We start from the raw sequence: 25,510 nt of genomic DNA, 5'->3' as shown, positions 1-25,510 counted from the left end.
AGTCTGTCTCGATCACGACACAGTATCGTCGGCCAGCGGGAGCTCGATCGAGATCGCGCTGCCGGTCTCGCGGTCGTGGTAGGTGAGCTCGCCGCCGTAGCCCTCGGTGACCCACCGGACCAGCCAGAGGCCGAGCCCGCTGCCGTGTTCGAGCTGTGAGATCTCGGTGTCGCCAGTGACGACAGCCCACTCCTCGGGCGGCAGCCCCGGCCCGTTGTCGCTGACGGTCACTGTGGCGGTCTCGTCGCCGACCGCGATACTGATTGAGACGGTCGGTGGCTCGCTGTCGTTGTGTTCGATCGCGTTCTCGATCAGTTCGGCGACCGCAGTTTCGAGGTGGGGACCGGCCGAGACCGAGATCTGGGGAAGGTCTTCGAGGAATATGTCGGCGTCGTCGTAGGTCTGGGCACAGGTTTCGACCGTCGACCGAACGAGGTTGCCGATGGCGATCGGCTCGTGGCTGAGCGATCGGTGACCGGCAACCGACTCGATCGTTTTGGCGGTCTCGCTGAGTTCGGCCAGCTGGGTGGCGTTCGAATGGATGCGCGCAGCGAACTCCCGGTGCTGTTCGTCGTCGAGTTCGCTTTTCAGCATCTCGGCGAACCCTTCGATAACGTTGAGATCGTTCCGCAGGTTGTGTCGCAGGAGTCGGTGGAGCACCTGTAGCTGGATCTCCCGCTGTTTGAGCGCGGTGATGTCGGTGTAGATCTCGAAGCCGCCGAGCTCGTCGTCGACCTCGTAGGGGACGCTCCGGTAGAGGTAGTATTTGGTCCCCTCGGTGGTCGTGAGCTTCAGCTCGCGTTCGACCTCCGAGCGGAACTCCTCGGAGAGCGACTGCTGGCTCTCGCGGTCGACGATCCGCTCGTCGTCGAGGGCGATGGGAGCGACCGCGGGCTCCTCGCCGGAAAGGGTGGTTTCGACGTCTGCCGGGTCGCCGAACTGCGAGCGGAAGGCGCTGTTGACGCCTTTTATTTCCGGCTTGTCGACCCGGATCTCGTCTACGGGATCGGTGAGGTTCTCGAACAGATAGGTAAACCGCTCGCGCTCGGCGGCGGCGGCCTCCTTGGCCGAGATGAGGTCGGAGATGTCATGGATCGTGATTACCGCCTCCGGCTGTCCCTCGACAGGCGGCAGCTGGGAGGCTTCCACACTGACCGGTACTGACTCGTCGTCGGCGACGCGCATCGAATCTTTGAACGTGATGTCCTCGGTCGACGCATCGTTGAAAAGGTCGGTCAACGGGCCGTTCGGCTCGTCGGTCGACGCCGTAAGGACCGTCGAGAACTGTCGGCCGACGAGCCCCGAGCGGTCGGCATCGAGTCGGCTCGCCAGCGGGTCGGTGAGCAGTTTGATCCGGCCTGCGGAGTCAACGACACACATCATCTCCTGGACCGATTCGAGGATCATCTCGTAGCGCCGCAAGGTCTGTCGGCGCTGGGTTCGGTTGAGTGCCTCCTCGGCGTTGGCGGTCAGCAGCTGGATGAGCTGACAATCGGATTCCGTGAACGCGTTGGACTCGCGGGCCCCGACCGTTAGCGTACCGTAGGGGCCGAGGGGGACGCTCATCAGCTCGGCGCTGTCCCCGTACTCGGCACCGGCGACGTCGCCCGGATCGAAGCGGCTCGCCGTGCCGGATTCGAAGGCCGATCCGATCGGTCCCTCCCCGTCGACCGGCGTGCTGAAGGTATCGACCTCCTCGTGGATGACCTCGGTGGCCGCCTCCGGGCGCAGGTGGTCGGACTCCTCGTCGGCAAGATGGACGACCGTACGATCGTACCCCAGTACGTCGGAGACGGCCTCGACGACGAGATCGGCGACATCACCTGTCGTCTCGGCTGCCATCAACGCCCGTGTGACTGTGAGGAGGCCACTCAGTGTCTCCTCGCGTTGTTTTTGGGCGCTCACATCGCGAAGCGTACCGACACTGCCGCGGAACCGGTCGTCGAACGGTAGCAGCGCGATATGATCGGTGCAGGGGACTGTCCGACCCTCGGCGGTTTCGATCTCCAAATCCAGCGAGATATCCCCAGCGTCGTCACCGCTCTTGGCTCGGCCGATCTGCTCGCTGACCGCCGCCTCGGCGTCTGCGACGGTCGAGTCGCTTTTGAAAATGCTGACGTGGGAGCCGACGAGTTCCGAGCGACTGTAGCCGGTGAGGTCGGCCAGCCCCTCGTTGACGTAGGTGAACACACCCTCCCGGTCGAGCGCGTAAACGCCGTCGGAGACCGTTTCGAGGATCTGTTCGTAGCGTTCCAACTCCATGGTGCGTTGCTGCTGGTCGGTGATATCCCGAAAGTAGACCGACAGCCCGCTGTCCGAGGGGTAGACGGTCACGTCGAACCAGCCATCGAGTGCAGCCGACTCGACGACGAAAGAAGCCGACGAGCCGGTCTCGACGGCCGCGGCGAACTGGTCGTACCACTCGGGGTCCTGACGCTCGGGGATGATCTCCTGGATCGACTGGCCGAGCAGTGCCGACGCGTCGGCGTCGAGCAGCGTTTCGGCCCGGTCGTTGACGTAGCTGAACGTCCAGTCGGCATCGAGCGCGAAGAAGGCGTCGTCGACCCGGTCGAACAGCTCGGCGAGTTCGGTTCTGGTCGACGCCAGCGCCTGCTGGTCGGCGTGCTGCTGGAGCTCGTAGCTGACCAGCGTGGCCAAAAACTCGGTCAGCAGCCGGTCTTGAGGGCTAAAACCCGACTGTTTGGTGTTTGTCCCGACGAAACACAGCGTTCCGGTGGTCTCGTCGTCGACTGCGATCGGCGTCCCGAGATACCGGCAGACACCGAACTCCGAGACGACCGCCCGGCCGCCATACACCGGATCGGATTCGGTTACGCCGGTGACGCTATGGGTCTCACCGTTGGCTAGCGTTCGCTCACAGAACGTATCCGACAGGGGAAACCGGTCGCCCGGATCGACGGTTCCCAGCGCCGCGTCGTCGCTGGTAATCTGTTCGATCTCGTAGGTCTCGTCGTCGACCGTGGCGACGATCCCGGTATCGATATCGAGATACGACTGGCCGACAGCCAGCAGCGCCTGGATTCGGTCCTCGACTGGCCCCTGGGTTGTCGTCAGCGTCCGGTAGAGTTCGTCGACGATCTCGTAGGCGATGGCTCGGTCGGTGTCGGCCGCAGTCCGACTGTTGTTGCTGTCGGAACCCACCGCAGCGACCACCGTTAGTCGGCGGCTACCGGGTATCGACGCGCCGTTCGTCTCAGGGGCTGTGCCGTTCGTCTTCGGGGATACACCGTTCGTCGCTGGAGCTGTGTCGTTCGTTTTGGGCGTTGGATCGGCGATGATGATTCGCTCGCCGTCGCTCGGCGTGTCGACGGGAGACGGCTGGCCCGGCTCGGCAGTCGCCTGTTCGATAGCCGTCTCGACGGCTGCCTTGGTGGGTGCCCACGACAGCTCCCACAGCGGTAGCTTGTCGTCGGCTCGCTCGTCGCGGTGGCCCGCCGTTCGGTGGACGGTGCCACGGTCGTCGATCGTGGCAGCCACCAACTGCTGTGGGTGGCTGTCGGACGGTGGCTCATGTCCGGCAGTTTCGATGGCCGCTCGGACTCGTTCCTCCAGGACGGACAGATCGTCGGTCTCGCGGCGGAGATGCACGGCGGTAAAGCCGAGTTCGTGTGCCCGAGAGAGTGCGTCGGCCGAGTTGACGTAGGCGACCCGCGGGAGCTGGGGGGCCGCCGCCGACAGGAGTTCATAGAGCGCTTCGGTTGCGGCTGTCGTCTCAGTGCTGTACTCACAGACCAGACAGTCGGCTGTCGAATCCGCAAGCGCTGCCACACAGTCGACCGGATCGGAGGGGGCTCGGATCGTCGTCGGCCCATCGATCCCGTCCAGCCGGGAGGCGAGGCCGTCTTGCGGGGAGTCCGACCGTTCGTAAACGACGAGCTGCCGCCGGGATTGATCCCGGTTGGCAGTCGTATCCCGGCTACTCATAGCGTCTACGGCCCACTTCCACGGATCGTTAGTTAAACCCCTGTTTCCAATTATCAGTTGCTGTATCTAGTCACGAAACGGCGGGAGAGTGGACGGTTCGTCGCTGTCAGCGAGGGTCTCCTGGAGGGACATATCGGCCGAGTACGAAGGCCGTTTTTGCGTCGACTAGCCGTACAGTGAGTCAGTGCCGCGGCCCCCGCGGCAGTCCGCCAATGACCCACCTCGGCTACACACTCTCCAGCGAGGAGCACGGACCAACCGAACTCGTTGAGTACGCCCAGCGCGCCGAAGGCGTCGGCTTCGACTTCCTATCGGTCTCCGACCACTACCATCCCTGGACCGCCCAGCAGGGCAACGCCCCGTTCGTCTGGAACGTCCTCGGCGGCGTTGCGGCCGCAACCGAGGGGATCGATGTCGGCGTCGGTGTCACCTGTCCGACGATGCGGATTCATCCCGCGATCGTCGCCCAGGCCGCCGCGACGACCCAGGCGATGCTGCCCGGCGAGTTCTACTTCGGCGTCGGCACCGGCGAGAACCTCAACGAGCATATCATCGGCGAGCAGTGGCCGGAACACGGGGTTCGCCTCGACATGCTCGAAGAGGCGGTCGACGTCATCCGATCGCTGTGGGCAGGCGGCCAACAGAGCCACCACGGCGAGCATTACACGGTCGAAAACGCCCGGCTGTTCACGCTGCCGGACTCGCCGCCGCCGGTGGTGGCCTCGGCGTTCGGCGAACACACCGCCCGTGCGGTCGCCGACTGGGCCGACGGCTTTTGGACGGTCGGCCCGCAGGGCGAGTTACTCGATGCCTACCGCGAGGCGGGTGGCGAGGGACCGGCGTTCGCACAGCTCTCAGTTTGTTATGCGGAGACCGAAGCCGAGGCGGTCGAAACGGCGATCAGGAACTGGCCGAACACGTTGCTCCCCGGTGAGCTTCCCCAGGAGCTGCCGACGCCGCAGCATTTCGAACAGGCCTGCCAGTTGGTCGACGCCGAGGATATGCGCGACGCCCCGCTGCTCACCGATCCGGACCCCGATGCCCACATCGAGCTGCTCCAGGAGGCCTTCGATCAGGGATTCGACCACGTCTACGTCCACCAGGTCGGCCCCGATCAAGACCTGTTTTTCGAACGCTACGAGTCCGAGATACTGCCCTCGCTGTGAGCGGCTGCCGATCGACGCCCTCGGCGAAGCGGACACTGTTTTGGTCGACCGGCCGAACCCGTAGCTATGTCCATCGTCTGTCTCGTCGGCCCCAGCGACAGCGGCAAGACCACGCTCGCCGAATCGCTCGTCGACGCGCTCGGCGACTACGGCCGGGTGGCGACGATCAAATCGATCCACCACGACATCGAGATCGATACCCCCGGCAAGGATACCTACCGTCATCGCGAGGCCGGAGCCGACACCGTCGTCGGCCTGACGCCCTCGCTGTCGTTTCAGATCACCCCCGGCGGGAAGGAAGCCACCGGCGAGCAGGCCTTACTCGAATCGACTGTCGACTCGCTGCGTGCGGAGGGGTACGAGTTCGTGCTCATCGAAGGGTTCCACGACGCGCCGTATCCCAAGATCGAAGTCGGCGAGCGCGCCGACACCGAGCCGCCGATCGTCGCCAGCGGGAGCCTCGACAGTCTCGATGTCGAACAGTTGGCAGCGTCAATTGCCGACGGAACGCTGTTCGAAGGGTTGGAATAAGGCCACCGTACTCGGGCGGTCGGGGGAGCTATATTCGACGCTCACGATTGGGATGGTATGGCCGACGACCAGTACTGTCGACGGTGCGGCCAGCGACTACTTACAGGGGCCGTCGCCACCGAACAGCGGGCCTGCTGTCTCAACGCAACGCCCATCGTCGGCATCTGTCCAACTCATGGCCCGCTTGGCCCCCACCACACCGTCGACTCGCCGTTAGAATCCAAATAGGACCATTGTACACCAATTAGTACCTCCTAATACCAATTAGTACCTCCTAATACCAATTAGTACCGCCAAATCGACGAATAGCGACTGTCAGCAGCCAGTTACTGTCCCTCGTCCTCGTAGGCGGCGTCGAAGAACGTGACCTCCAGCTCGACGGTCCGTTTAAATAGGCGAGCGACGCGCTGCTGTTGTCGGGGCGAGAGCGTCGGCCCCACGTCGTCCAACTGACCGCGGAGCCACTCGACAAACGAGACGAAGCCGGGGTTCGCATGGAGATCGATCCACTCGTCGAAATAAAAGGCCGCCGGGCGGTCGTCGGCCTCGGCGGTCGCCCACGTCAGATAGATCCACTCGGCGGGCACGAGGACAGCGAGCGTTTCGGCGTACCCGCCCCGGTTGGCCGCCGCCTCCAGGAGGTCGATCATCGCCGCGGTCGTTTCGGTGGGTTCGGGGTCGGTTCGTTCCGCGGCTGGAACATCGATCGCGTCGAAGGAGCGCTCGAAGAAGTCGTTTTCGTCGTCGGTGATCACGTCCAAAAACTCGATCAGTCGGCGCTTGGCGGCCATCGAAGGGGCCTGGCCGACGGCGTGGCCGAAGACGCCGACGAGGGTGCCGACGAAGGCGTAATCCTGCACGAGGTAGCGACGAAACGCCTCGTCGTTGAGCGTGCCAGCGCCGAGTTCTTCGGTGAAGCGGTGGGTCGTCGCTTCGGTCCAGGCTGGCTCGGCACGGGCCCGGAGCCAGTCGGTGAATCGCGGCTCGGCGGTGGCGGTCGCGTAGGCCGTATACGAGTCCAGTGCCGCGGCCGACTCCTCGCTCATAGTCCCCACCCCTCTTGGGTGTAGGCCATCTCCCAAAAGCGGTATTCGAGTTTCGCGCTGGTGCGGAACGCCGCCTCCATCGCCTCGCGTTCGCCGGGAGCAGCCTCCCAGCAGCGGTCGACGAACCCACGACACCACTCGACCTCCGCGCGGAACTCGTCGCTGGTGTAGAGCTCGATAAACGGGGTGTAGCGGTGCTCTTCCTCGGCGATCTCGGCCATGTGGTCGGCCACGTCGAGATACCCCTGCATACAGGGGTAGAGCGCGGCGGCGATCTCGGCCAGGCTCCCCTCGTAGGCGGTCCGGACCAGGAAGTTCGTGTAGGCAACGCAGGTCGGCGCTTTTTCGGTGGCTTCGAGCTCGGCCCGGGAGATCCCGTAGTCGGCGGCGAACGAGCGGTGGAGATCCATCTCGGTGTCGAGCACGCTGTGGGCGATCCCCAACAGTTCGGTCATCGTTGCCTCGTCGCGGGCGGTGGCTCCCGCGATGGCGAACAGCCGGGCGTAATCCTGGAGATACCGATAGTCCTGTCGGACCCAGTGTTCGAACGCCGCCGGATCGAGCGTTCCATCGGCGAGTTCGACCACGAACGGATGGGCCTTCTGTGCCGCCCAAATCTCGGCCCCCGCTTCGAGCAGCCGCTGGCTCCCTGACATGGCTCAACGATCGACTACCACCGCTATATAAGTTACTAATACAATCAGATTATATGTGGCCGTGCGTGTGAGACAGTCGGATTGCCGTCGTTCTATTCGGCATCCACTGTTTCGTTGTCGGGGTCGTGGCGGTCGTCAGTTGCCGCCGACTCCGAGTCGGTACTGTCGGTGCCAATGACGGTTTCGACGATCTCGAACTCGCGGTGCCGGTAGCTGACGACCATGCGATAGACGACAACGTAGCCGATAACAGTCGCAATAGCAGCGAGTACGAGGTTCCCGACCCACAGCCGAACCAGGACATCCCAGCCAGCATCCAGCGAAACGGCGGCTCCCTCGATCCCGTCTACGGGGCCGAGCAGGAAGACACCGAGAGTAATACTGGCTCCATAGACGCCCCATTTGACGGCCGGATTGAGGACGAGCACCGAGGCGAACAGCGCGATCCGATTGATCCGTGCGAAGAGGTACGAGAGAATGACGAACAAAACGAGTCCGGTCCCGAGCGTCGGCAGCATCGTGATGAAGACGCCGAGTGCGAAGCTTCCGGCTACCTCCGGTGGCGTGTGGTCGGCGGCAAACGACTCCCGAACCCCGTCTCGGATTCGTCTGAGATACCCCTTCACACGGGCGCGCATATAAATTGCACACTGGGGTAGAACAAAAGGACGTAGGGTACCGCGTGCTGGTTACTATCTAGTAGCGTTCTTTGATGTAATCGGTTGTAATCTGGCCAACAGCGACATGATTGGGGCTGCCGTGGTCCCGCCAAGGCGGTATCGCGTTCGCGCGAGTCGTTTCGCCGTCTTCCTCCACCAGCCGACCCCTCCATCCTGCGGCTGGTTGTGCTACGAGACGTGCGGAGACTGCCATGAGCAAACGAGACTCTCATCCACCGCGGCTGAGCGCCCCGCTGTTGCTGTCCCCTGCCAGCCGGTGGCCTCACCGCCGCAGACGACGCTCCCGTGTACCGATTCACAGACGACCGACGACTGTCGCGGGACCCTGTCCGACACCGAAAGAGCCCTCTGTCCCGTGGAGGGGTGGCCGTGTCTGAGTCGACCGACGTGTCGCTCGATGACGTGCTGTCGATGCTCGACGCCTGGGACCTGGTCGTCGTCTCGAACCGCCAGCCCTACCGCCACACCTACGACGCCGACGGCGAGATCGCCGTCGACCGACCGGCCGGTGGGCTGACCGCCGGACTCGACCCGGTCGTCCAGGAGACCGACGGCACCTGGGTCGCCTGGGGCGACGGCGATGCCGACAGGGAGGCCAGCGACGACGCCAACTCGGTTCGCGTGCCGCCGGAGGACCCGGCCTACACGCTCAAGCGCGTCTGGCTCTCGGAGTCGGACGTCGCCGACTACTACTACGGGTTCAGCAATCGAGTGCTGTGGCCGCTATGCCATAGCCTCGAAGAGAAAATCACCTTCGAGGACCGCCACTGGGAGCGCTACCGCGAGGTGAATCGAAAATTTGCCGACAGCGTCGTCGATACTATCGAGTCCAACACCGTCGACACCGACAGCAGTGTCGAGCGGGCCGATAGCGACGCCATCGCCGAGACGGTCGAGGGCGACACGGTCGTCTGGTTCCAGGACTACCACTTCGGCCTCGCCCCGCGGTTCGTCCGCGAGTCGATCGGCGACGAGGCCCTGCTGAGCCAGTTTTGGCACATCCCGTGGCCCGAACGCGAGGTGTTCCGGGACTGCCCCCACGGGGCCGAACTGCTCCGTGGCCTGCTGGCCAACGATCTGCTGGGGTTCCACATCCCGGCGTACTGTGCCAACTTCCTGGACTGCGTCTCGACAATGCTCCCCGAGGCCGCGGCCGACTGGGAGGACTGGACCGTCTCGCTGGCCGACGCCGAACATACGACCCGCCTGCGGGCGTTCCCGATGGGCGTCGACACCGACCGGATCGCCGAGCACGCGGCGGCCCCCGAGGAGGGCTTTTGGGAGCGGTTCCGGGCCGACTACGGGATTCCCGACGACCAGCAGGTCGCGGTCGGCATCGACCGCCTCGACTACACGAAGGGCATCCCCGAGCGACTGGCCGCGATCGAGCACCTCCTGGAGGCCCATCCCAACTGGCGCGGGGAGTTCACCTACATCCAGAAGGCGACCCCAAGTCGAACCGAGATCCCGGAGTACCGCGAGCTCGGCCGCCGGGTCGACCGGGGCATCGAGCGGATCAACGAACGGTTCGGGACCGATGAGTGGCAGCCCGTGATCGAGATCGACGACTACCTCTCGGAGGAGGCTCTCTACGGGCTCTGTCGGTACAGCGATCTCGCCATCGTCAGCTCGCTGGCCGACGGGATGAACCTCGTGGCCCTCGAATACGTCTCCGCGCAGATCGACCGCACCGGCGTGTTGCTCCTCAGCGAACGCGCCGGGGCCGACGAACTGCTGGGCGATGCGGCGGTTTCGATCGACCCGACCGACACCGAGACCTTCGCCTCCCGACTGGATCTCGCCCTCTCGATGCCCGACGAGGAGCGTCGCCGCCGGATGACCGCCCTCCGGTCGGTGGTCTCCGAGACGAACATCCAGTCCTGGATGGCCGACGTCTTCGAGGCAACACTCACACTCGACCAGGCAGCCGACACCACTACCGATGTCAGAACACGATAGCACCGTAGGGACCGCAAGCGGCGAACCGAGCGCCGAAACACCCCTCGTCTGGGACCACCTCGCCGAGGTTCGGGGCCGCCTCCGGCAGGCCGAGGGATTGCTGTTCGGCACCGATTTCGACGGCACGCTCTCGCCGATCGAAGAGAACCCCGAGGCCCCCGAACCGACCGCCGAAAACCTGCGGTCGTTGCGGACGCTGCAGGATCATCCACAGGTCCGACCGGCAGTTATCAGCGGCCGAGGGTTGGCCGACCTCCGCGAGCGGGTCGGTATCGAGGGCGTCGACTACATCGGGAACCACGGACTGGAACTCGGCATCGACGGCCAGCGGGAGACCCACGCCGACGCCGCTTCGGCCGAGCCGAAGATCGCGGAGATCTGTGGGACACTCGGGCGGCAACTCGACGACATCGAGGGCACGGTCGTCGAAAACAAGGGCGTCACCGCGACCATCCACTACCGGATGGTCGACCGCGAACAGGTCGAGACGGTCCGCGAGCACGTCTTCGAGGCTGTCGACGAACTCGGCGACGGCGAGGTCGAGATCCACGACGGCAAGGAGAGTCTCGAACTCCGCCCGGCAGCCGACTGGGACAAGGGGAGTGCGATCGCCCAGCTCCAGGAGCACGTCGACGGCTGGCAGCCCGTCTATATCGGCGACGACACGACCGACGAGGCGGCCTTCGAGGCGATCACGCCCAACGGGATCACCGTCCACGTCGGCGACAACCACGAGACGGCCGCCGACTACCGGGTGCGGTCGTCGGCCGAGGCGGAGGTATTTATCCGATGGTTAGTTACCGACGGGCTGGCCCTCCTGGAAACAGTGGATGACAACGTATCCGCGACGTAATCGTCACCGGTTTCACATCGTCGACCCCGGAACCCTTTTGAAAACGCCATCCCTACACAGACTCAATATGGGAATGGGCTCGGATATGTATCGCCAGCAGATCCTCGATCACTACAAAAGCCCCCGCAACTACGGGGAGCTAGAGGACCCCGATTACACACACACCGGGGAGAACCCCTCCTGTGGCGACACGATCCAGATGAACGTGCGGCTCGAAGACGACGACGAAACCATCGAGTACGTCTGTTTCACCGGCGACGGCTGTGCGATCTCGCAGGCCTCTGCCAGTATGCTCTCCGAACGGCTGGTGGGGATGACACTCGACGAACTCGAAGACCTCGAAACGGAGGACATCACCGAGATGCTCGGCGTAACGATCTCGCCGATGCGAATCCCGTGTGCGGTCCTCGGCAATCAGGTCGCCAAGGACGGCGCGAAGATCCACCAGGGCGATCTCGACCCCGAGGAGTACGGCGAGACGATCACCGAAGAGTAGCTGCAGTCTTTTATATACCAAAGCTGCGTCGCGGTCGACTATAAATAGTAATAGCCATCGAGCGCCGAGCCACAGCCACACGTGAGTTCGGTACTCGTCACGGCCGTCGCCGGGATGGTCTTCGGCATCTCGCTGGCCGCTCCGCCGGGACCGATGAATGCGATCATCGCCGAAGAGAGCGTGCTCCGGGGGTGGACCGCTGGCTGCCGGGCTGGCCTCGGGGCGATGCTCGCCGATGCGATTTTCTTCGTCCTGACGCTTGTCGGTGTTACCGCGGTGGTCCAGGAGTACGGAATTCTCTCGGACCTGCTGTATCTGCTCGGCGGCGGCCTGATGCTCGTCTTCGCAGTCGACGCCGCCACGAACGCTCGGGCCGAAGCCGGGTTCGTCGACAGCGAGGCCGCCACCGGTGCCACCGGGTTCCAGAAGGCGTTCGTCCTCGCGTTGACGAACCCCTACCAGCTCGCCTTCTGGCTCACCGTCGGGGTCGGCCTCACACAGCCCGGCACGCTCGAACTGGCGCGCCACGTTCCCGCGCCGGTCGCCGCGTTAGTGGGCGACCTCGTCGTTGAAACGGGAAGTCCGATGCTCCTCGGTGGCTTCTTCGGCGGGATTCTGGTGTGGGTCACAGGGTTCCCGGCCGCGCTCGTCGCGAGTGGGCGGCGGGTCGATGGCTTCGCGCCCGTGATCGCCGCCGGGAGTGCAGTCGTTCTCGCCGGGTTCGGCCTGCTGTTCTGCTGGCTCGGCGTGACCGCCCTTGTATAAGAACTGAGTCTACAGCTTATCGGCCAGATCCTCGGCGAAGTAGGTCAAAATGAGATCGGCACCGGCGCGTTTGATACTCAACAGCGACTCGTAGGCCGTTGCTTCGAGATCCAGCCACCCTTTGTCGGCGGCCGCGTGGAGCATGGCGTACTCGCCGGAGACGTTGTACGCGGCCACCGGCTGGTCGACCTCCCGGCGGACCTCGCTGACGACATCGAGGTAGGGCAGGGCGGGTTTGACCATCAGTACGTCCGCGCCCTCCTGGACATCAGCCCGAACTTCCCGCAGCGCCTCGCGGCTGTTGGCGGGGTCCATCTGGTAGTGTCTGCGGTCGCCGAAGGCGGGCGCGCCGTCGGCGGCATCCCGGAACGGCCCATAAAACGACGATTCGTATTTCGCGGCGTAGCTCATGATCGGGACGTGTTCGAACCCGGCCTCGTCGAGGGCCGCCCGGATCGCTCCGACCATCCCATCGGTCATGCTGGAGGGGGCGACCATATCCGCGCCCGCCTCGGCCTGCGAGACAGCAGTTTGGGCCAGCAGTTCCAGCGTCTCGTCGTTTTTGACCGTCAGCGTCGGATCGTCCTCCGCGTGAGGTTCGATGACGCCGCAGTGGCCGTGGTCGGTGTACTCACAGAGACAGACATCGCCGATGATGTAGGCGTCGGTGTTGGCACTGATTTCGCGGATACCGCGCTGGACGACGCCGTCCTCGGCGTAGGCCTCGCTGCCGACCGCGTCTTTCGAGTCGGGGACGCCGAAGACGATGACCGCCTCGACGCCGGTTTCGCGGATCTCCGCGACGCGGGCGGCGGCCTCGTCGACGGGCACCCGTTCGTGGCCCGGCATCGAGCTAATAGGCAGTCGCTCCTCGATCGTTTCGTCGACGAAAACGGGAGCGATGAGGTCCTGTGCGTCGAGGCTCGTCTCCTGGACGAGCGGCCGGATGCCGTCGGTTCGGAGACGGCGCGGCCGATCGGTGGGCTCGAATGACATACCAAGAGGTCGACACGCAGTATCCAAAGGGGTATCGCTCCGGCGATCAACAAGAGTCGACTGCTACTCAGTCGGTTCGGGTGACATCGAGCTGGTCTTCGAGCGAGGCGAGCTCCTCGGAGTCGCTGATGCATTCGAGTCGCTCCCGGAAGTGATCGGTGCAGAGTCCGACTTTGACACCACCCTTCTCAGCCGCAAATGTGGCCTCCTCCTCGCAGTAATGGCAGCGCATAGTTGTTGTATGGGTTCCAGACGGTTTAACCGTTCGGCAGCGGCTGTTCTCTTTCCGCAAAAAATTGTTTATGATTTGAATTTTCACACGATAGAACTACTCAGGAACCGAGATGGACTGTGCGAGCCGACGACGAAAGCGATCGAATGCCGGTTGGTCGAGTCCCGCCCGGCCCACCGTTTCGTTGTGGGCGTCGCTGCCACCCGTTCGGAGGAGATCGTACTGCTCGCAGACGGGATCGAGCGGAATCGTCTCCTCCCAGTGGTCGTAGGGATAATCGTATTCGATGGCATCGAGATCGGCCGCCAGTTCGAGGGCCGACTCGGGGTCGGGATACCGGAACGGGTGGGCGAGACTGACGACCGCTGCCGCGTCGGAGAGCAGGTCGGCTCCGCGCTCGAAGGACGTGATCGATCGAGCCACATAGCAGGGGTCACCGTCGCCGATCAACTCGGCAAAGGCGCGGTCGACATCGTAGGGAGCCGGACTGTCGGCGATCGCCCGGGCGATATGTGGGCGGCCGATCCCCGGCCGTGGCTCGATATCGAGGTCGACGCCGAGTCGAGACTCGACGCGCTCGATGATTCGTTGGCCCCGCTGTTGGCGGTTCTCCTGGAGCCGCTCCAGTTCGGCGGTCAGTTCGGGTGTGGGTTCGACTCCGTAGGCCAGCAGATCGACCGTGAGATCACCGGCGTCGACGCGGAGCTCGATCCCCCGAATGATCCGTATGCCGTCGAGGACCGTCACGGGAGCCGACAGCTTCGGGTGGACAATATCGTGGTCAGTCACCGCGACCCAGTCGACACCGGCCTGCCGGGCGGCCGCCGGAAGTGTCTCGATCGTCAACACGCCATCCGAGGCCGTCGTGTGGAGATGGAGGTCCGCAACCGGAGCCGTCACGTCCATACCGCAGGTAGTCGGCGACTACTCAAATCGGTGTCGGGGATGGCGTACGGAATCATACCAATCGAGAGGACTGCCGGTTCTATAATAAAAAATCATTAAGTTTGTGTGTCCCGGACAGTGGTGTATGCGATTACCCACAACCGAACGGGCGTTCGTCGACCACAGCTATCCGTCGACGACAGCGGAACTCATCGCGGACTACGGCGACAGCGAGATCGCCCTGCCGAACGGGAGCGAAACCGTCGGTGAAATCCTCGATCGAATGGGCGACGAGACGTACGAGAACTCCGAAGCCGTCAGTCAGGCGCTGCTGACGGGTGTGAGCCACAAGGCGATCGGCCGCCGGTTCTACAGCGACCGCGACCAGTATACACCCGGCGAACACGGCCCCCAGCAGGTGTCGTTTTAATTAGTTGCCGCCTACTTTATAAAAAGTCGATAGCGTCGTCCAGCGACAGCGGCAGCCGACCCTTTCGGTACCCCTCGACGGAGCCATCGGGACGGGCGCGGAAAACCACTGCCGGACGGTGGCGGACATCGGGCTGTTCGTCGGCAACCGCCCGCCACCCGTCGTCGGGGAACGACGAACAGTCGACGAAGAGGACGATCCCACCTGCGTGGGCGTCGAGCTGGCCGTCAGTTTTGGTTTTGGCCGTCTCACGAACCGCCGACAGTGGCGAGTCCGCCGCCCGTCGACCGGGCGGCAGCGGTCGGGTGACCTCGACGAGGACGCCCTGCCCGCCCTCGGAGTCGGGGGGATCGGCCCGGTAGTCGATCGAGTGGCCGGTGGTGACCTCGATCTCGGGGGTGATCTCGTAGCCCGCATCGAGGAGGATCTTCGCCACGTTGAACTCGCCCATCGCGGCGGTCATCCGCGTGAGATCCATGTAGTCGGAGGTGCCGAGTTTGCCGGCCATCTCCTCCTGATAGGGGTCGAGCGCGCCCGTATGGAGCACCGACTCGTAGTAGTCGAGGGCCGCCTCCCGCGAAGTGTCCGGAAAGCCAGCGGCGTGATCGTGGAAGAACTCCCGGGTCGTCTCCCGGCCGTCCTTCGAGAGGAAGACGGGCAGAAAGAACCACGAGAGATGCGGGTAGGCTTCGAGCCACGGCGACTCCATGTGGAGCTGCGCCAACAGCTCGCGTTCGGCCCATCGCCGTACGGGATACGGAACCTCTTCGAGGCCGTACTTGTCGGTCCGCCAGAGCGAACTCGGGGTTTCGGTGTTGCCGAGCCAGTAGCCGCCGGGGCCACCGCTCGTCCCGGCTGGTCCGTCGCCGTCATCGGTCCAACAGAACAGCGCGATATCGCCGTTGTCCATCTCGAATCGCCGGGCGTCGTAGCCCGACGGCGACTGAAACCACGGTTCACGCATTGCTGCACCGAGGTTCGAATCCAGCGGCTCCAGGATCGCCGACCGAACACGGCCGACTGACCAGCCCTCCGGGGCGTATCTGAAGCGAAGCGGTCGTGCCACGCTTGCCCAGAGACAGCGGGGATAGATACATATTCGGATTGTTGCAGTCGATCCGCAGGAACTCACCTGAACAATCGTTAGGTATAAATCGGAACCGTACCAAGGTATGGCATACCATGTCGATGGGAGCCTACGACGAAGCCGAACACGAGCGACGCGAAGCGAAAACCTCGACTGTCGACGCGGATTTCGACCAGGAGCGCTCGGAGTTCCGCGGCTCGGTAACGTACGATTCCGGCGAATCCGCCGACGAACTCTTAGATCAGTTCGCAAAGCTCAACGAAGAGTAATGGCCGACTATTTGTAAGGGTCGACTACTGGGCTGCCAGCGGTGCTACTTGTTGCCGGGGCCACGCCGGTCGCGAAGGTTCTGCCGGGTGAACTGTGGTCGGGCCCGGAGCCCACGCGGCTCCTTGAACGACCGATAGAGGAAAAACACCATCGGCGCGGTCAGTCCGAGAATCGCCACCGAGATCTGCCACTCGTTGGCGAACGCATAGATGATCGAGGCCGACAGCAGGCCGACCGCGACGATAATCGAATACGAGATGCGTTTGGCGAGCTTGTCCAGGACGTGGTTTTCGTCGTCGATCTGGACGTTGACCGTCAGGTCCTCGCGTTCGACCGTATCGAGGACGCGGTCGAGCTTGGGCGGGACCGTAAACAACGACTGCGCGGTCCGCTGGGCCTGCTGGCCGCCCTCTTGGAACAACTTCTTGGCGGTCTCCTCGCGGTAGCCCTCCTCGGTGAGGTAGTCGGTGGCGACCGAAATGAAGTCGAAGTTCTGGTCGAGAGTGACACAGACGCCCTCGACGACCGTTGCCACGCGGAGTACGAGCGCGAGGTTTCGAGGGAGGCGGAGCGGGAACTCGTAGATCGTCGACTCGACCTGCTCGATGATCTGGTTGACCCGGTACTGCTCGATGTCGTCACCCCGGGCGTCGGCGATCGCTAGCTCCATCACCTCGCCCATGATCTTGCGGTCGGCGGTCGGACTCAGCGTCCCCATGTCGATCAGCGTATCGAGAATGGCGTCGATGTCCTGATTGGCGACGGCGATGTAGAACTCGACGATCTTGTCCTGGATGAAGGGGTCGACCGTACTGCTCATGCCGAAGTCGTAGAAGATGATCGAGCCGTCCTCTGCGACGGCGAGATTGCCGGGATGGGGGTCGGCGTGGAACACGCCGTCTTGGACGATCATCTGGAGGTAGATCCGCTGGAGCTTGGTCGCCAACTCGGTGCGGTCCAGCCCCATCTCGTCGAGGGTGGCGGTGTCGGTGATCTTGACGCCCGGGAGGTACTCCATCGTCAGGACTCGTGGCCCGCAGGCGTCGTCGATCGGTTCGGGAATCTCGATGTCGCGGTTGTCGTCGAAGTTCCCCCGGATCTCTTCGAGGATGTCCCGCTCGCGGCTGTAGTCCATCTCTTGGCGGATGGTTTTGGCGAACTCGTCGGTGAGGTTGTCCAAGGAGAACGCCCGACCTTCGCCGAGGAAGCGAACGAGGATCGGCACCGACCACCGGAGGACCCGTAGGTCGGCCTCGACGAGTGATTCGATGTTGGGACGGCGGATCTTGACCGCTACTTGCTCGCCCTCGTAGGTCGCGAGATACACCTGGCCGAGGCTCGCGCCACTGATCGGTTCGGTGTCGAACTCGTCGAACCGGTCGTCGATGGGGCCGAGCTCGTCCTCGATGACCCGTTTCGATTCGGGCCACGGAGCCGGTGGAACGTCGTCCTGGAGGCTCGACAGGACGTCGATGTAGGCTTTCGGGAGGATATCGGGCCGCGTCGACAGCAGCTGGCCGAGTTTGATGAACGTCGGGCCGAGTGTGAGCAGGGTGTCCAGGAGGACGTCGGCCCGTTCGAGCTGCATCTCGGTAGTGACGCGTCTGGAGCCGCCGAAGAGGACGTAGCGCTTGCGGTCTCGGAGGTAGGCGACCAGCAGTGGCGAAAACCGGTAGAAGACGACGACGAATCGCCAGTAGGCACGGAGAGAGACCAGTGTGATCACCTACTCCGCGGCATCGTCGATCGGAATGGGTTGCCCGGAGCCGTCTGTCGTCTTCGGCAGCGTGATTTCGAGGACGCCCCGGTCGATGACCGCCTCTGCGGCCTCGCCGTCGGCCTCACGAGGCACCGGCAGTTCCGCGTCGAGAAACAGCGGGCGGTCCTCGCGGAGGTACCGGAACTCCTCGGGGACGGCCTTCTCCCGGCGGGCTTCGATGGTCAGCCGACTGCCGTCGGCGACGATCTCGGCGGTGTCGGCGGTCACACCCGGCACGTCTAAGACGAGCCGGTAGGCTTCGTCGGATTCCAACAGGTCCGCAAACACCGCATCCGGGAGCTCTCGGAGCGCATCGCGCAGTGCTGACATACCCAAGCCTATGAACGCGAGGTCGAAAAACCCCGCGGTCGACTCAGATCCCACGAGCGGGCCGAGAGCGACGCATGCACCGATTCCAACGAGGAACGCGGCCACGGCTGTGCGACATCGGGCGGGCTTATGAGGCTTGCCCGACAATTTCCCCTATGACAACACCGGACAGACGCACCTCAGGGTTCAAGGACCGAACCCGTCTGGACGCCGCCGTCGACCGGCTACTGGCGGCGGTCAAGCCCCACGACCGCACCGAGCGGCTCCCGCTCAACATGGCTGATGGCCGCGCCGTCGCGACCACGATTACCGCGCCGAACCCAGTTCCGGGCTACGACCGAGCGGCGATGGACGGCTTTGCGGTTCGGGCGGCCGATACCTTCGGCGCGGGTGAGCGATCGCCGAGCGTCTTGGAGACGGTACCGCCCGAAGACGAGATCGTCCCGGGAACCGCCATCCCCGTCGACACCGGCAGCGAACTCCCCGCAGGGGCGGATGCGGTCGTCATGATCGAACAGGTCGAGACCAACGGCGAGGAGATCCACGTCCACCAGGCGGTCGCCGAGGGCGAAAACGTCGGCGACGCCGGGGAGGATGTCGCCGAGGGCGAGACGCTCTACGAGCCGGGCCACCGGCTTCGGCCCTCGGATCTCGGCCTCCTGAAATCGGTCGGCCTCTGGAAGCTCGACGTATTTAAAAAACCGACCGTGGGCGTCGTGCCCACCGGCGAGGAGTTGGTCGAAGCCGACCCCGACCCCGGCGAGATCATCGAGACCAACGGGCTGACGGTCGCCCAGTACGTCACCCGCTGGGGCGGCGAGGCGACCTACCGCGACATCGTCACCGACGACGAATCAGCCCTCCGGGCGGCGATCCAGCGGGATCTGACGAAGGACATCATCGTCACCACCGGCGGCTCCTCGGTCGGCGAGCGGGATCTGATTCCGGAGATCGTCGACGACCTCGGCGAGCTGTTGATCCACGGTGTCGCCATCAAACCCGGCTACCCGGTCGCCATCGGCGTCGTCGATGAGACACCGGTGCTCATGCTCCCCGGCTACCCCGTCTCGTGTCTCGTCAACGCGGTCCAGCTGCTCCGCCCGGCGCTTAAAAAGGCAGGCCACCTCTCGATCGAGCCCGTCCCGAGCCGCGACGCAACGCTCTCCAGGAAGGTTCCGAGTGAGCCGGGTAGCCGAACGTTCGCTCGGGTCGAAACGCATGACGACGAGAGCGGTGAGCTCACGGCCACACCGGTACGAACCACGGGAGCCGGGGTGTTGTCGAGTGTCGCGCTGGCCGATGGCTGGGTCGTCGTCCCCGAGGACCGCGAAGGGTACGCGGCGGGTGATCGTGTGGCGGTCGAAAACTGGGAGCAAAAGCCATGAGCCGCAAGCAGTTCCGCACGCTGGCCGACCCCGCCGAAGCCCGCGAGACGATCGACGCGCTAGAACTCGGCGGGGGAAGCGAGGTCGTCGACCTCCAGGAGGCCCATGGCCGGGTGCTCGCCGAACGCGTCGATGCCGAACTCGACGTGCCGGGGTTCGACCGCGCCGCGATGGACGGCTACGCAGTCAGGGCCCGCGAGACCTTCGGAGCCGACGAGGCCGACCCAGTGACGCTCGACCTCGCTGGGGTCATCCACGCGGGCGAAGAACCCGATGTGACGGTCGAGCCCGGCACCTGCGCCGAAATTTCGACCGGCGCGGTGATGCCTGAAGGGGCCGACGCAGTCGTGATCGTCGAACGCACCGACGAAACCGAGCGGGAGGACGGCGAGACGGGGATCGAGATTCGAACCGCGGTGACGCCCGGCGATAGCGTGATGGTCGCAGGGGCAGATATCGCTGCCGGGACGCGAGCCGTGGGTCCTGGACGGCAGATTACGCCCCGAGAGATCGGCCTGCTGTCGGCGCTCGGCGTCGACCGCGTTCCGGTCCGGGCCGCCCCGAAAGTCGGGATCATCTCGACGGGCGAGGAGCTCGTCCGGCCCGGCGACAACCTCGACAGCAGCCGCGGGGAGATCCACGACGTCAACAGCTACACGGTCGCCGCGGGCGTCGAGGCCGCGGGCGGCAAGCCGGTCGTCTACCCCCACGCAGGCGACGATATCGAGGAGCTGGAACGACTGCTCCGGACCGCCGCCGACGACTGTGATCTCGTCTTGTCGTCGGGTTCGACCTCCGCGAGCGCGGTCGACGTGATCTACGAGGTGATCGAGGACAAGGGAGAGTTACTGCTCCACGGGGTGGCGGTCAAACCCGGCAAACCGATGTTGGTCGGACGGCTCGACCGCAGCGGCGGCGGCCAGTCGGCCTACATCGGCCTGCCGGGGTATCCGGTCTCGGCGCTGACGATCTTCCGCACCTTCGTCGCCCCCGCGATTCGAGACGCAGCGGGCCAGCCGGAGCCAGCTGCCGCCACGACCAGCGGCGAGATGGCCGTCGAGGCCCGCTCCGAGGCGGGTCGGCTCCGGTTGCTGTCGGTCGGTATCGTCGACGATGGCAGTGGCAGACGACTGGTCTACCCGGTCGACAAGGGGTCGGGTGCGACGACCAGCCTCGTCGAGGCCGACGGCGTGGTCGCAGTCGACCCCGACACCGACTATCTGGCGGCGGGCGAGTCGGTGACCGTCCAGCTGTTCTCGCCGGACGTCGAGCCGCCCGCGCTGCTCGGGATCGGCGAGGACGACCCAGCACTGAACGAACTCCTGGACGGCCTCAGCTCGGTGCGGTATCTCCCCACCGGAAGCCGAGAGGGGCTGCGTCGGCTCCGCGATGGCCTGCCGGATCTCGCGGTCGTCGCCGGACCGGTCGACGGGGACCACGGCGCAGCGTCGGTCGGTAGCTGGCATCGCGAGTGGGGCCTGTTGGTTCCCGAAGGGAACCCCGACGAGATCGACGGCCTCGGTGAGCTGGTCGACCGCGACGTCCGATTTATAAACCGCGAAACGAACTCCGGGCTCAGAACGAGCCTCTCGAATGCGCTCGCCGAGTTGGCCGACGAGCGGGACGTCTCCCGGCATAGCCTCATCGAATCCATCGAGGGGTTCGAAGCGACTGTAAAGGCCTTCGAGAGCCCCGCCCGGCGGGTGATCGAGGGGCGCACGGATGTCGGTCTCGGCCTGCGGACGACCGCCGACAAACACGACCTGGGCTTCGTCTCGCTGGGCGACCAGCGGGTCGACCTGCTTATAAACCTCGAGCGAACGGAGAAACCGGCGGTCGAACGGCTGGAAGCGGTTTTACAAGAGCTACCGGAGGAGTGTTCGTCGCTGTCCGGCTACCGGTTCCCCGGCGAATAATCGGCAGTCAGCGTCGTCGCTACGTGTCGCTGCCGTCATCGGTGTTTTCACTGTCGCTGTCGTCTCCATCCTCGATAGCTTCACTGTCGTGGTCGGCGGGAGCCTCGACGGGGAGTTCTTCGAGCTGGGCGGCGATCGCGGCGGCGTCGGCGGCGACGGTGTCGTAGTCGACGCCCGCCTCGGCGGCGACCGCCCGGATGTGGGTCGCAAGCAGCGACAGCGTCTGGAGTTCGGCCTCGGAGTCGGCGTCGGTCCGCCGGGAGGCGACGGTGTCGACCGTCTGGTCGTCGTGGATGACACCGACGTGGAGCGCGGTGAGATCCTCGGCATCGAGCAGCTGGCGGGCGCGGTCGCGTTCGGTCTCGAAGCTCGTTTCGGTCATACGACTACTCGGGCGAGAAAGCGGAAAAATCCGGGGGTCGGCGTCGGCTACTCGGTCGGCCGGGGCCGGGAGATGTAGAGTGCGGTCACGATCGAGAGCGGATCGTACACCGACTGGTGGCACGCACAGTAGACCTTGTCGGCGGCGTCGTATTTGGGTGCGTCGGCGGCGGTCTTGTAGGTCGGCACACAGCAGAAGTGGGTACATTTGTTGAGCCACGCGATCACACCCTGGTCGGTGCTGGCGGCCAGCCACTCGTTGTCCTGGGCGGCCTGTTCGATCGCTTCGGATCGGAGGATCGTCACCGGCATCGGGTTGTCCGAATCGCCCGACCGCCAGATCGCCGACCCGGCCTTCCCGACGCCAGCCGATCCGATCCCGGCCTCGGAGTTCCACTCGGTGTAGTCGTCGAACTCCGAGATGTTGAACCGGTCGCCCTCCTCCTTGTCCGACTGCCACTCGTAGCCCGCACCGGGGTCGGTGACGAAGTAGTTGTCCGACTCGTAGCTCGGATCGAGTGCGTTGTTCGATTCGAGGCCGCAGTACTGGAACCACTCCTGGGAGTAGGTGACCCCACCGAGATCCTCCCGGGCGACCTCGACTTCGACACCCTCGACTGTTTCAGTTTGGATCTCCGGCCAGACACCCTTGATAAACCCCTCGTCGTCGATCTCGATCGGGATCTGTGGCATCCCACGCGGCGCGGGACCGGCGGTGTTTTCGATCACCATCGCCTCGACCGGTCCCCCACCGGCACCGGATGAGGTAGTCAGTGTGTTCATCGACACCGCACCGGTTGCGCCCACACCGGCGAGTGCCGCCCCACCGACAACACCCTTAACGAACCGTCGACGCCCGGACTCCGCGGGATACTTGTCCTCGTCTGCACTCATAGTTCGGTGTTGACTGTCTGCGGTCAAAAACATGACGAAGTGGACGGTTCACATACGTAACCGATAGAAACCGCGAACGAAGAAAAATAAATCAGTCAGCGAGGGCCCCCTCCAGCCCTGTCGAGGACGCGGCTAGATCTCGTTGAGCTTGCGGAGCAGCTGGCCGCGGTACTCCTTGTCGGCATTGATTCCCTTCAGCTCCAGGACGTTGCGTTCGAGTTTGTCGAGGGCGACGTGGAACGCGTGGTTCGCGCCGTACCCCTCACCGGTGCCCGCGAGCTGGCCGTGGCTCGTCCGCAGTCGGATTTGGGACTGGATCAGTGGCGTCCCGCGGAGCTTCTCCTTGTGTTCGTGGAATCGAACGTGAGCGTGCATCACGTTCATCTCCTGGTATTTGTCGACCACCTGCGTGATCGACTGGACGATCTCCTCCCGTGAGATCGTATCCAACAGCTCGACATTGGTGATCTGGACGTCCATCGACTCCTCTTCGGTGAACGTCAGCGCCCGCAGGACGTCGGTTTTGGTGATCACACCGTCGACGGTCCCCTTGGTGTCGCCGGTGGTGACGACGAGCCCGGAGATGTCGTTGTCGAACATCCGCTCGACGATCGTCTCGACGCTCTCCGCTGGCGTCGCGGTCACAACTGGGCTGGACATGAGGTTCTCGACCGGCAGATCGAGCATTCGGTCCCGGTCGCCGCTGCGGTCGCCCTTGTGCTGGCGCTCGTGGTCACGAACCACGAAGTCGACGATGTCGTGGGTGGTGATGACGCCGTCGAGCGAGCCGTCGTCGTCGACGACCGGCAGCCGGGAGATGCCGTGTTCCCGGAGCCGGTTGATCGCCTGGCCGACGCTCGCTTTCGCGGTGATGTCGATGACGGCCTCGGTGTAGATCTGTTCGACGACCAACGCATCGAGGTTCCCCAAGACCGCAGTGAGAATCGCGTCGGTCGTGATGATCCCCGCCAGCGTCTCGCCACGGAACACCGGCGCGATCCGCACGTCGCCCTCGACGAGCAGCCGGGCGACCTCGCGGATGTCCTCGTGGTGGTCGACCCGCGGTGCAGAGGTCATCAGCACGCTCGCTTTGGTGTCGTCCTGGATCTGCGATTTCACGAGCTCGGACTCGCCGATCACTCCCTCGTAGCTGCCGTCGTCAGTAACAATCACCCCCCGTGGATTCTTCTCGTCGAATTTGGCTCGGACCTTCGCGAGTCGTTCGTCGACGTCCACCTCGACGAACTCCGTCATAACAATATCAGTTATATCCATAGTCCAAGTTGTATGTAGGTCGCCGGGGGTATTGAACCTTGTTGCACGGTAGCATGATTATCCGCCGGTAGAGTGGGGCAGATCAGTAGTGGTTCCGGCGGTCTACAGCCGGGTTTGCCCTGTATTTCGTGATGACGACCTGCTCGAACCGCATATCGAGGTCGAGGCGGGGTTGCGTGGCGGTACAGATCAGCTGGCCCGTCTCAATGGTGCAGCCGACACCCGTTTGCGTGGCTTCGAACTTCCGGAGATCGGTGCGTTTTGACCACCACGTGTCAAAACACACTCGTTGTTTTTGACATTTTAATTTTATTACGTTTGAATACCAATTTACCCCTATTTTAGTTCCAAAAACAAACACATTCGAAGGCATTTTTCTATTTGTCATGGTAGATTATGATGGACAACTATGGTAACAAAACAGCAATTACGATCAGACCTCACATCCGTGAAAGAAGACCTCATGACAGGGGTCTCGTACATGATTCCGTTCGTGACGATCGGCGGGATCTTCCTCGCTCTGGGCTTTATGGTCGCCGAGCTGCCGTTCACGCCAGGCGATACGGAGACGGTGTTCGAAACCACCGGCTCGCTCGCGTGGTATCTCGCGGAGATCGGCAGTCTTGGACTGACGATCATGATCCCGATCTTGGGGGCGTTCATCGCCTACTCGATCGCGGACAAGCCCGGCCTCGCGCCGGGGTTTATCCTCTCGTATGCGATCCAACAGCCCGGGATCATCGAGGCCGCAGGCGGGCTCGTCGGTGTGAACGCGGAGGGTGCGGTCGCAGGCTTCCTCGGCGCGATCATCGCTGGCCTCCTTGCTGGCTATGTCGCCCGGTGGATGAAAGGCTGGAACGTGCCGTCGGTCATCAAACCGATGATGCCGATTCTCGTCATCCCGGTTATTGCGACCGCGCTGCTCATCCCCGTGGTCGTCTTCGCCCTCGGCGTCCCGATCGCACTGGTCGACAGCGCGCTCACGTCGGCGCTCGAAGGAATGCAGGGGGCCAACGCCGCCCTGCTGGGGCTGATCCTCGGCGGGATGATGGCCGTCGACATGGGTGGCCCCGTCAACAAGGTTGCCTACGTGTTCGGCACCGTACTGGTCGCCGACGGCATCTTCGGTCCGATGGCCGCGGTGATGATCGCCGGGATGACCCCACCGCTCGGGCTGGCGCTGTCGTACTTCATCGCCCCCCACAAGTACCCCGAGCAGATGCGGGAAAGCGCCGTCGCCGCCGTCCCAATGGGGCTGTCGTTCATCACGGAGGGTGCGATCCCGTTCGCGGCTGCCGATCCGCTTCGGGTGATTCCCAGCATCGTCGTCGGCAGCGCGACCGCCGGGGGCGCCGCGATGGCCCTCGGCGTCACGATGCCCGCCCCCCACGGCGGCATCTTCGTCGTCATCCTCTCGAACAACATCCTCGCCTTCCTCGGCTGTATCGCACTCGGAGCCGCGGTCACCGCCGTCATGGTGACGCTGCTCAAACCCGACCACACCGAAGCCGAGGCAACAACCACCACCTCGTCGAGCCAAACCGCCTAACTCGACCGAACGCCACTATCCCCC

Annotated in this window: 26 protein-coding genes; 12 read left to right on the top strand and 14 right to left on the bottom strand. The window is 64.3% G+C overall.

The features are described from left to right. Window positions 1-12 precede the first annotated feature (12 nt). The gene (locus tag NO877_RS10785) at window positions 13-3,945 is read right to left on the bottom strand and encodes a PAS domain S-box protein (protein ID WP_256396344.1); all 3,933 of its coding nucleotides are present in this window, start codon (window positions 3,943-3,945) and stop codon (window positions 13-15) included. A gap of 212 nt (window positions 3,946-4,157) precedes the next feature. Here NO877_RS10785 and NO877_RS10780 point away from each other — a divergent pair, with 212 nt between their 5' ends. From NO877_RS10780 to NO877_RS10770, 3 genes are all read left to right on the top strand, one after another. Further along, window positions 4,158-5,111 carry a TIGR03557 family F420-dependent LLM class oxidoreductase gene (locus NO877_RS10780; protein WP_256396343.1) on the top strand — a complete coding sequence of 318 codons (954 nt, stop codon included), beginning with the start codon at window positions 4,158-4,160 and terminating at the stop codon, window positions 5,109-5,111. A gap of 66 nt (window positions 5,112-5,177) precedes the next feature. Further along, window positions 5,178-5,642, top strand: coding sequence for a molybdopterin-guanine dinucleotide biosynthesis protein B (gene mobB, locus NO877_RS10775; RefSeq protein WP_256396342.1), 465 nt, complete (start codon window positions 5,178-5,180; stop codon window positions 5,640-5,642). 57 nt (window positions 5,643-5,699) lie between these two features. Next, window positions 5,700-5,870 carry a hypothetical protein gene (locus NO877_RS10770; RefSeq protein WP_256396341.1) on the top strand — a complete coding sequence of 57 codons (171 nt, stop codon included), beginning with the start codon at window positions 5,700-5,702 and terminating at the stop codon, window positions 5,868-5,870. Window positions 5,871-5,968: 98 nt separating this feature from the next. Here NO877_RS10770 and NO877_RS10765 read toward each other — a convergent pair whose 3' ends face one another. The 3 genes from NO877_RS10765 to NO877_RS10755 form a co-directional block, all read right to left on the bottom strand. Next, the gene (locus NO877_RS10765) at window positions 5,969-6,688 is read right to left on the bottom strand and encodes a TenA family protein (RefSeq protein WP_256396340.1); all 720 of its coding nucleotides are present in this window, start codon (window positions 6,686-6,688) and stop codon (window positions 5,969-5,971) included. Further along, window positions 6,685-7,344 (bottom strand): thiaminase II, encoded by a 660-nt coding sequence (gene tenA / locus NO877_RS10760; RefSeq protein ID WP_256396339.1) that lies wholly within the window; start codon window positions 7,342-7,344, stop codon window positions 6,685-6,687. Before tenA ends, NO877_RS10765 begins: the two co-directional genes overlap by 4 nt. Before the next feature lie 92 nt (window positions 7,345-7,436). Then, window positions 7,437-7,982, bottom strand: coding sequence for a DUF2062 domain-containing protein (locus tag NO877_RS10755; RefSeq protein WP_256396338.1), 546 nt, complete (start codon window positions 7,980-7,982; stop codon window positions 7,437-7,439). Window positions 7,983-8,393: 411 nt separating this feature from the next. Between NO877_RS10755 and NO877_RS10750 the strand changes: the two genes are divergently transcribed. The 4 genes from NO877_RS10750 (at window position 8,394) to NO877_RS10735 (ending at window position 12,097) form a co-directional block, all read left to right on the top strand. Beyond that, window positions 8,394-9,983, top strand: a complete 1,590-nt coding sequence (locus NO877_RS10750) for an alpha,alpha-trehalose-phosphate synthase (UDP-forming) (protein WP_256396337.1) — start codon at window positions 8,394-8,396, stop codon at window positions 9,981-9,983. Further along, a complete protein-coding gene (otsB, locus tag NO877_RS10745) occupies window positions 9,967-10,836 on the top strand; it encodes a trehalose-phosphatase (protein ID WP_256396336.1) in 870 nt (289 codons plus the stop codon). The genes NO877_RS10750 and otsB overlap by 17 nt, the downstream gene beginning before the upstream one ends. A 67-nt stretch (window positions 10,837-10,903) precedes the next feature. Beyond that, window positions 10,904-11,332, top strand: coding sequence for a Fe-S cluster assembly sulfur transfer protein SufU (gene sufU, locus NO877_RS10740; protein ID WP_256396335.1), 429 nt, complete (start codon window positions 10,904-10,906; stop codon window positions 11,330-11,332). A gap of 81 nt (window positions 11,333-11,413) precedes the next feature. Next, window positions 11,414-12,097, top strand: a complete 684-nt coding sequence (locus NO877_RS10735; RefSeq protein WP_256396334.1) for a LysE family translocator — start codon at window positions 11,414-11,416, stop codon at window positions 12,095-12,097. A 9-nt stretch (window positions 12,098-12,106) separates the two neighbouring features. Here NO877_RS10735 and hemB read toward each other — a convergent pair whose 3' ends face one another. The 3 genes from hemB to NO877_RS10720 form a co-directional block, all read right to left on the bottom strand. Beyond that, a complete protein-coding gene (gene hemB, locus NO877_RS10730) occupies window positions 12,107-13,093 on the bottom strand; it encodes a porphobilinogen synthase (RefSeq protein WP_256396333.1) in 987 nt (328 codons plus the stop codon). A gap of 67 nt (window positions 13,094-13,160) precedes the next feature. Next, complete coding sequence (locus tag NO877_RS10725; protein WP_256396332.1) at window positions 13,161-13,325, bottom strand: DUF6757 family protein; 165 nt, start codon at window positions 13,323-13,325, stop codon at window positions 13,161-13,163. Between the two features lie 96 nt (window positions 13,326-13,421). Next, window positions 13,422-14,231 carry a PHP domain-containing protein gene (locus NO877_RS10720; protein ID WP_256396331.1) on the bottom strand — a complete coding sequence of 270 codons (810 nt, stop codon included), beginning with the start codon at window positions 14,229-14,231 and terminating at the stop codon, window positions 13,422-13,424. Window positions 14,232-14,355: 124 nt separating this feature from the next. On the opposite strand from NO877_RS10720, the gene NO877_RS10715 reads away from it, so the two are divergent. Further along, complete coding sequence (locus tag NO877_RS10715) at window positions 14,356-14,640, top strand: DUF5789 family protein (RefSeq protein ID WP_256396330.1); 285 nt, start codon at window positions 14,356-14,358, stop codon at window positions 14,638-14,640. A gap of 16 nt (window positions 14,641-14,656) precedes the next feature. Here the strand turns inward: NO877_RS10715 and NO877_RS10710 are convergent, their stop codons facing one another. Further along, window positions 14,657-15,706 (bottom strand): DUF5784 family protein, encoded by a 1,050-nt coding sequence (locus NO877_RS10710; RefSeq protein WP_256396329.1) that lies wholly within the window; start codon window positions 15,704-15,706, stop codon window positions 14,657-14,659. 122 nt (window positions 15,707-15,828) lie between these two features. Between NO877_RS10710 and NO877_RS10705 the strand changes: the two genes are divergently transcribed. Then, the gene (locus tag NO877_RS10705) at window positions 15,829-15,996 is read left to right on the top strand and encodes a DUF5786 family protein (RefSeq protein ID WP_256396625.1); all 168 of its coding nucleotides are present in this window, start codon (window positions 15,829-15,831) and stop codon (window positions 15,994-15,996) included. A gap of 44 nt (window positions 15,997-16,040) precedes the next feature. Here NO877_RS10705 and NO877_RS10700 read toward each other — a convergent pair whose 3' ends face one another. Both NO877_RS10700 and NO877_RS10695 read right to left on the bottom strand, forming a co-directional pair. Continuing rightward, window positions 16,041-17,723, bottom strand: a complete 1,683-nt coding sequence (locus tag NO877_RS10700; protein WP_256396328.1) for an ABC1 kinase family protein — start codon at window positions 17,721-17,723, stop codon at window positions 16,041-16,043. Next, a complete protein-coding gene (locus NO877_RS10695; RefSeq protein ID WP_256396327.1) occupies window positions 17,724-18,086 on the bottom strand; it encodes an Hsp20/alpha crystallin family protein in 363 nt (120 codons plus the stop codon). It lies immediately after the preceding gene. 155 nt (window positions 18,087-18,241) lie between these two features. Here NO877_RS10695 and NO877_RS10690 point away from each other — a divergent pair, with 155 nt between their 5' ends. After that, on the top strand, window positions 18,242-19,471 hold the full coding sequence (locus tag NO877_RS10690) for a molybdopterin molybdotransferase MoeA (protein ID WP_256396326.1): 1,230 nt from the start codon (window positions 18,242-18,244) through the stop codon (window positions 19,469-19,471). After that, window positions 19,468-21,387, top strand: a complete 1,920-nt coding sequence (locus NO877_RS10685) for a molybdopterin biosynthesis protein (RefSeq protein WP_256396325.1) — start codon at window positions 19,468-19,470, stop codon at window positions 21,385-21,387. The genes NO877_RS10690 and NO877_RS10685 overlap by 4 nt, the downstream gene beginning before the upstream one ends. A 19-nt stretch (window positions 21,388-21,406) precedes the next feature. On the opposite strand, the gene NO877_RS10680 is transcribed toward NO877_RS10685, so the two are convergent. From NO877_RS10680 to NO877_RS10665, 4 genes are all read right to left on the bottom strand, one after another. After that, complete coding sequence (locus NO877_RS10680; protein WP_256396324.1) at window positions 21,407-21,769, bottom strand: DUF8113 family protein; 363 nt, start codon at window positions 21,767-21,769, stop codon at window positions 21,407-21,409. A 47-nt stretch (window positions 21,770-21,816) separates the two neighbouring features. Continuing rightward, window positions 21,817-22,662 (bottom strand): ubiquinol-cytochrome c reductase iron-sulfur subunit, encoded by an 846-nt coding sequence (locus NO877_RS10675; protein WP_256396323.1) that lies wholly within the window; start codon window positions 22,660-22,662, stop codon window positions 21,817-21,819. A 132-nt stretch (window positions 22,663-22,794) separates the two neighbouring features. After that, on the bottom strand, window positions 22,795-23,937 hold the full coding sequence (locus NO877_RS10670) for a CBS domain-containing protein (protein WP_256396322.1): 1,143 nt from the start codon (window positions 23,935-23,937) through the stop codon (window positions 22,795-22,797). An 82-nt stretch (window positions 23,938-24,019) separates the two neighbouring features. After that, window positions 24,020-24,223, bottom strand: coding sequence for a hypothetical protein (locus NO877_RS10665; RefSeq protein WP_256396321.1), 204 nt, complete (start codon window positions 24,221-24,223; stop codon window positions 24,020-24,022). 123 nt (window positions 24,224-24,346) lie between these two features. On the opposite strand from NO877_RS10665, the gene NO877_RS10660 reads away from it, so the two are divergent. Beyond that, window positions 24,347-25,486, top strand: coding sequence for a PTS fructose transporter subunit IIC (locus NO877_RS10660; protein WP_256396320.1), 1,140 nt, complete (start codon window positions 24,347-24,349; stop codon window positions 25,484-25,486). Window positions 25,487-25,510 lie beyond the last annotated feature (24 nt).

Origin of the sequence: Halohasta litorea (genome assembly GCF_024494645.1) — an archaeon.
In the GTDB taxonomy this organism is placed as follows: Archaea; Halobacteriota; Halobacteria; order Halobacteriales; family Haloferacaceae; genus Halohasta; species Halohasta litorea.
The sequence above is the reverse complement of the archived record's forward strand: the minus strand, read 5'-3'. Positions and strand labels throughout refer to the sequence as shown.

Coding starts and splice junctions, on each gene's coding strand:
- NO877_RS10785 (WP_256396344.1), bottom strand. CDS start 3,945: ATGAGTAGCCGGGATACGACTGCCAACCGGGATCAATCCCGGCGGCAG.
- NO877_RS10780 (WP_256396343.1), top strand. CDS start 4,158: ATGACCCACCTCGGCTACACACTCTCCAGCGAGGAGCACGGACCAACC.
- mobB (WP_256396342.1), top strand. CDS start 5,178: ATGTCCATCGTCTGTCTCGTCGGCCCCAGCGACAGCGGCAAGACCACG.
- NO877_RS10770 (WP_256396341.1), top strand. CDS start 5,700: ATGGCCGACGACCAGTACTGTCGACGGTGCGGCCAGCGACTACTTACA.
- NO877_RS10765 (WP_256396340.1), bottom strand. CDS start 6,688: ATGAGCGAGGAGTCGGCCGCGGCACTGGACTCGTATACGGCCTACGCG.
- tenA (WP_256396339.1), bottom strand. CDS start 7,344: ATGTCAGGGAGCCAGCGGCTGCTCGAAGCGGGGGCCGAGATTTGGGCG.
- NO877_RS10755 (WP_256396338.1), bottom strand. CDS start 7,982: ATGCGCGCCCGTGTGAAGGGGTATCTCAGACGAATCCGAGACGGGGTT.
- otsB (WP_256396336.1), top strand. CDS start 9,967: ATGTCAGAACACGATAGCACCGTAGGGACCGCAAGCGGCGAACCGAGC.
- sufU (WP_256396335.1), top strand. CDS start 10,904: ATGGGAATGGGCTCGGATATGTATCGCCAGCAGATCCTCGATCACTAC.
- hemB (WP_256396333.1), bottom strand. CDS start 13,093: ATGTCATTCGAGCCCACCGATCGGCCGCGCCGTCTCCGAACCGACGGC.
- NO877_RS10725 (WP_256396332.1), bottom strand. CDS start 13,325: ATGCGCTGCCATTACTGCGAGGAGGAGGCCACATTTGCGGCTGAGAAG.
- NO877_RS10720 (WP_256396331.1), bottom strand. CDS start 14,231: ATGGACGTGACGGCTCCGGTTGCGGACCTCCATCTCCACACGACGGCC.
- NO877_RS10715 (WP_256396330.1), top strand. CDS start 14,356: ATGCGATTACCCACAACCGAACGGGCGTTCGTCGACCACAGCTATCCG.
- NO877_RS10705 (WP_256396625.1), top strand. CDS start 15,829: ATGGGAGCCTACGACGAAGCCGAACACGAGCGACGCGAAGCGAAAACC.
- NO877_RS10695 (WP_256396327.1), bottom strand. CDS start 18,086: ATGTCAGCACTGCGCGATGCGCTCCGAGAGCTCCCGGATGCGGTGTTT.
- NO877_RS10690 (WP_256396326.1), top strand. CDS start 18,242: ATGACAACACCGGACAGACGCACCTCAGGGTTCAAGGACCGAACCCGT.
- NO877_RS10685 (WP_256396325.1), top strand. CDS start 19,468: ATGAGCCGCAAGCAGTTCCGCACGCTGGCCGACCCCGCCGAAGCCCGC.
- NO877_RS10680 (WP_256396324.1), bottom strand. CDS start 21,769: ATGACCGAAACGAGCTTCGAGACCGAACGCGACCGCGCCCGCCAGCTG.
- NO877_RS10675 (WP_256396323.1), bottom strand. CDS start 22,662: ATGAGTGCAGACGAGGACAAGTATCCCGCGGAGTCCGGGCGTCGACGG.
- NO877_RS10670 (WP_256396322.1), bottom strand. CDS start 23,937: ATGGATATAACTGATATTGTTATGACGGAGTTCGTCGAGGTGGACGTC.
- NO877_RS10660 (WP_256396320.1), top strand. CDS start 24,347: ATGGTAACAAAACAGCAATTACGATCAGACCTCACATCCGTGAAAGAA.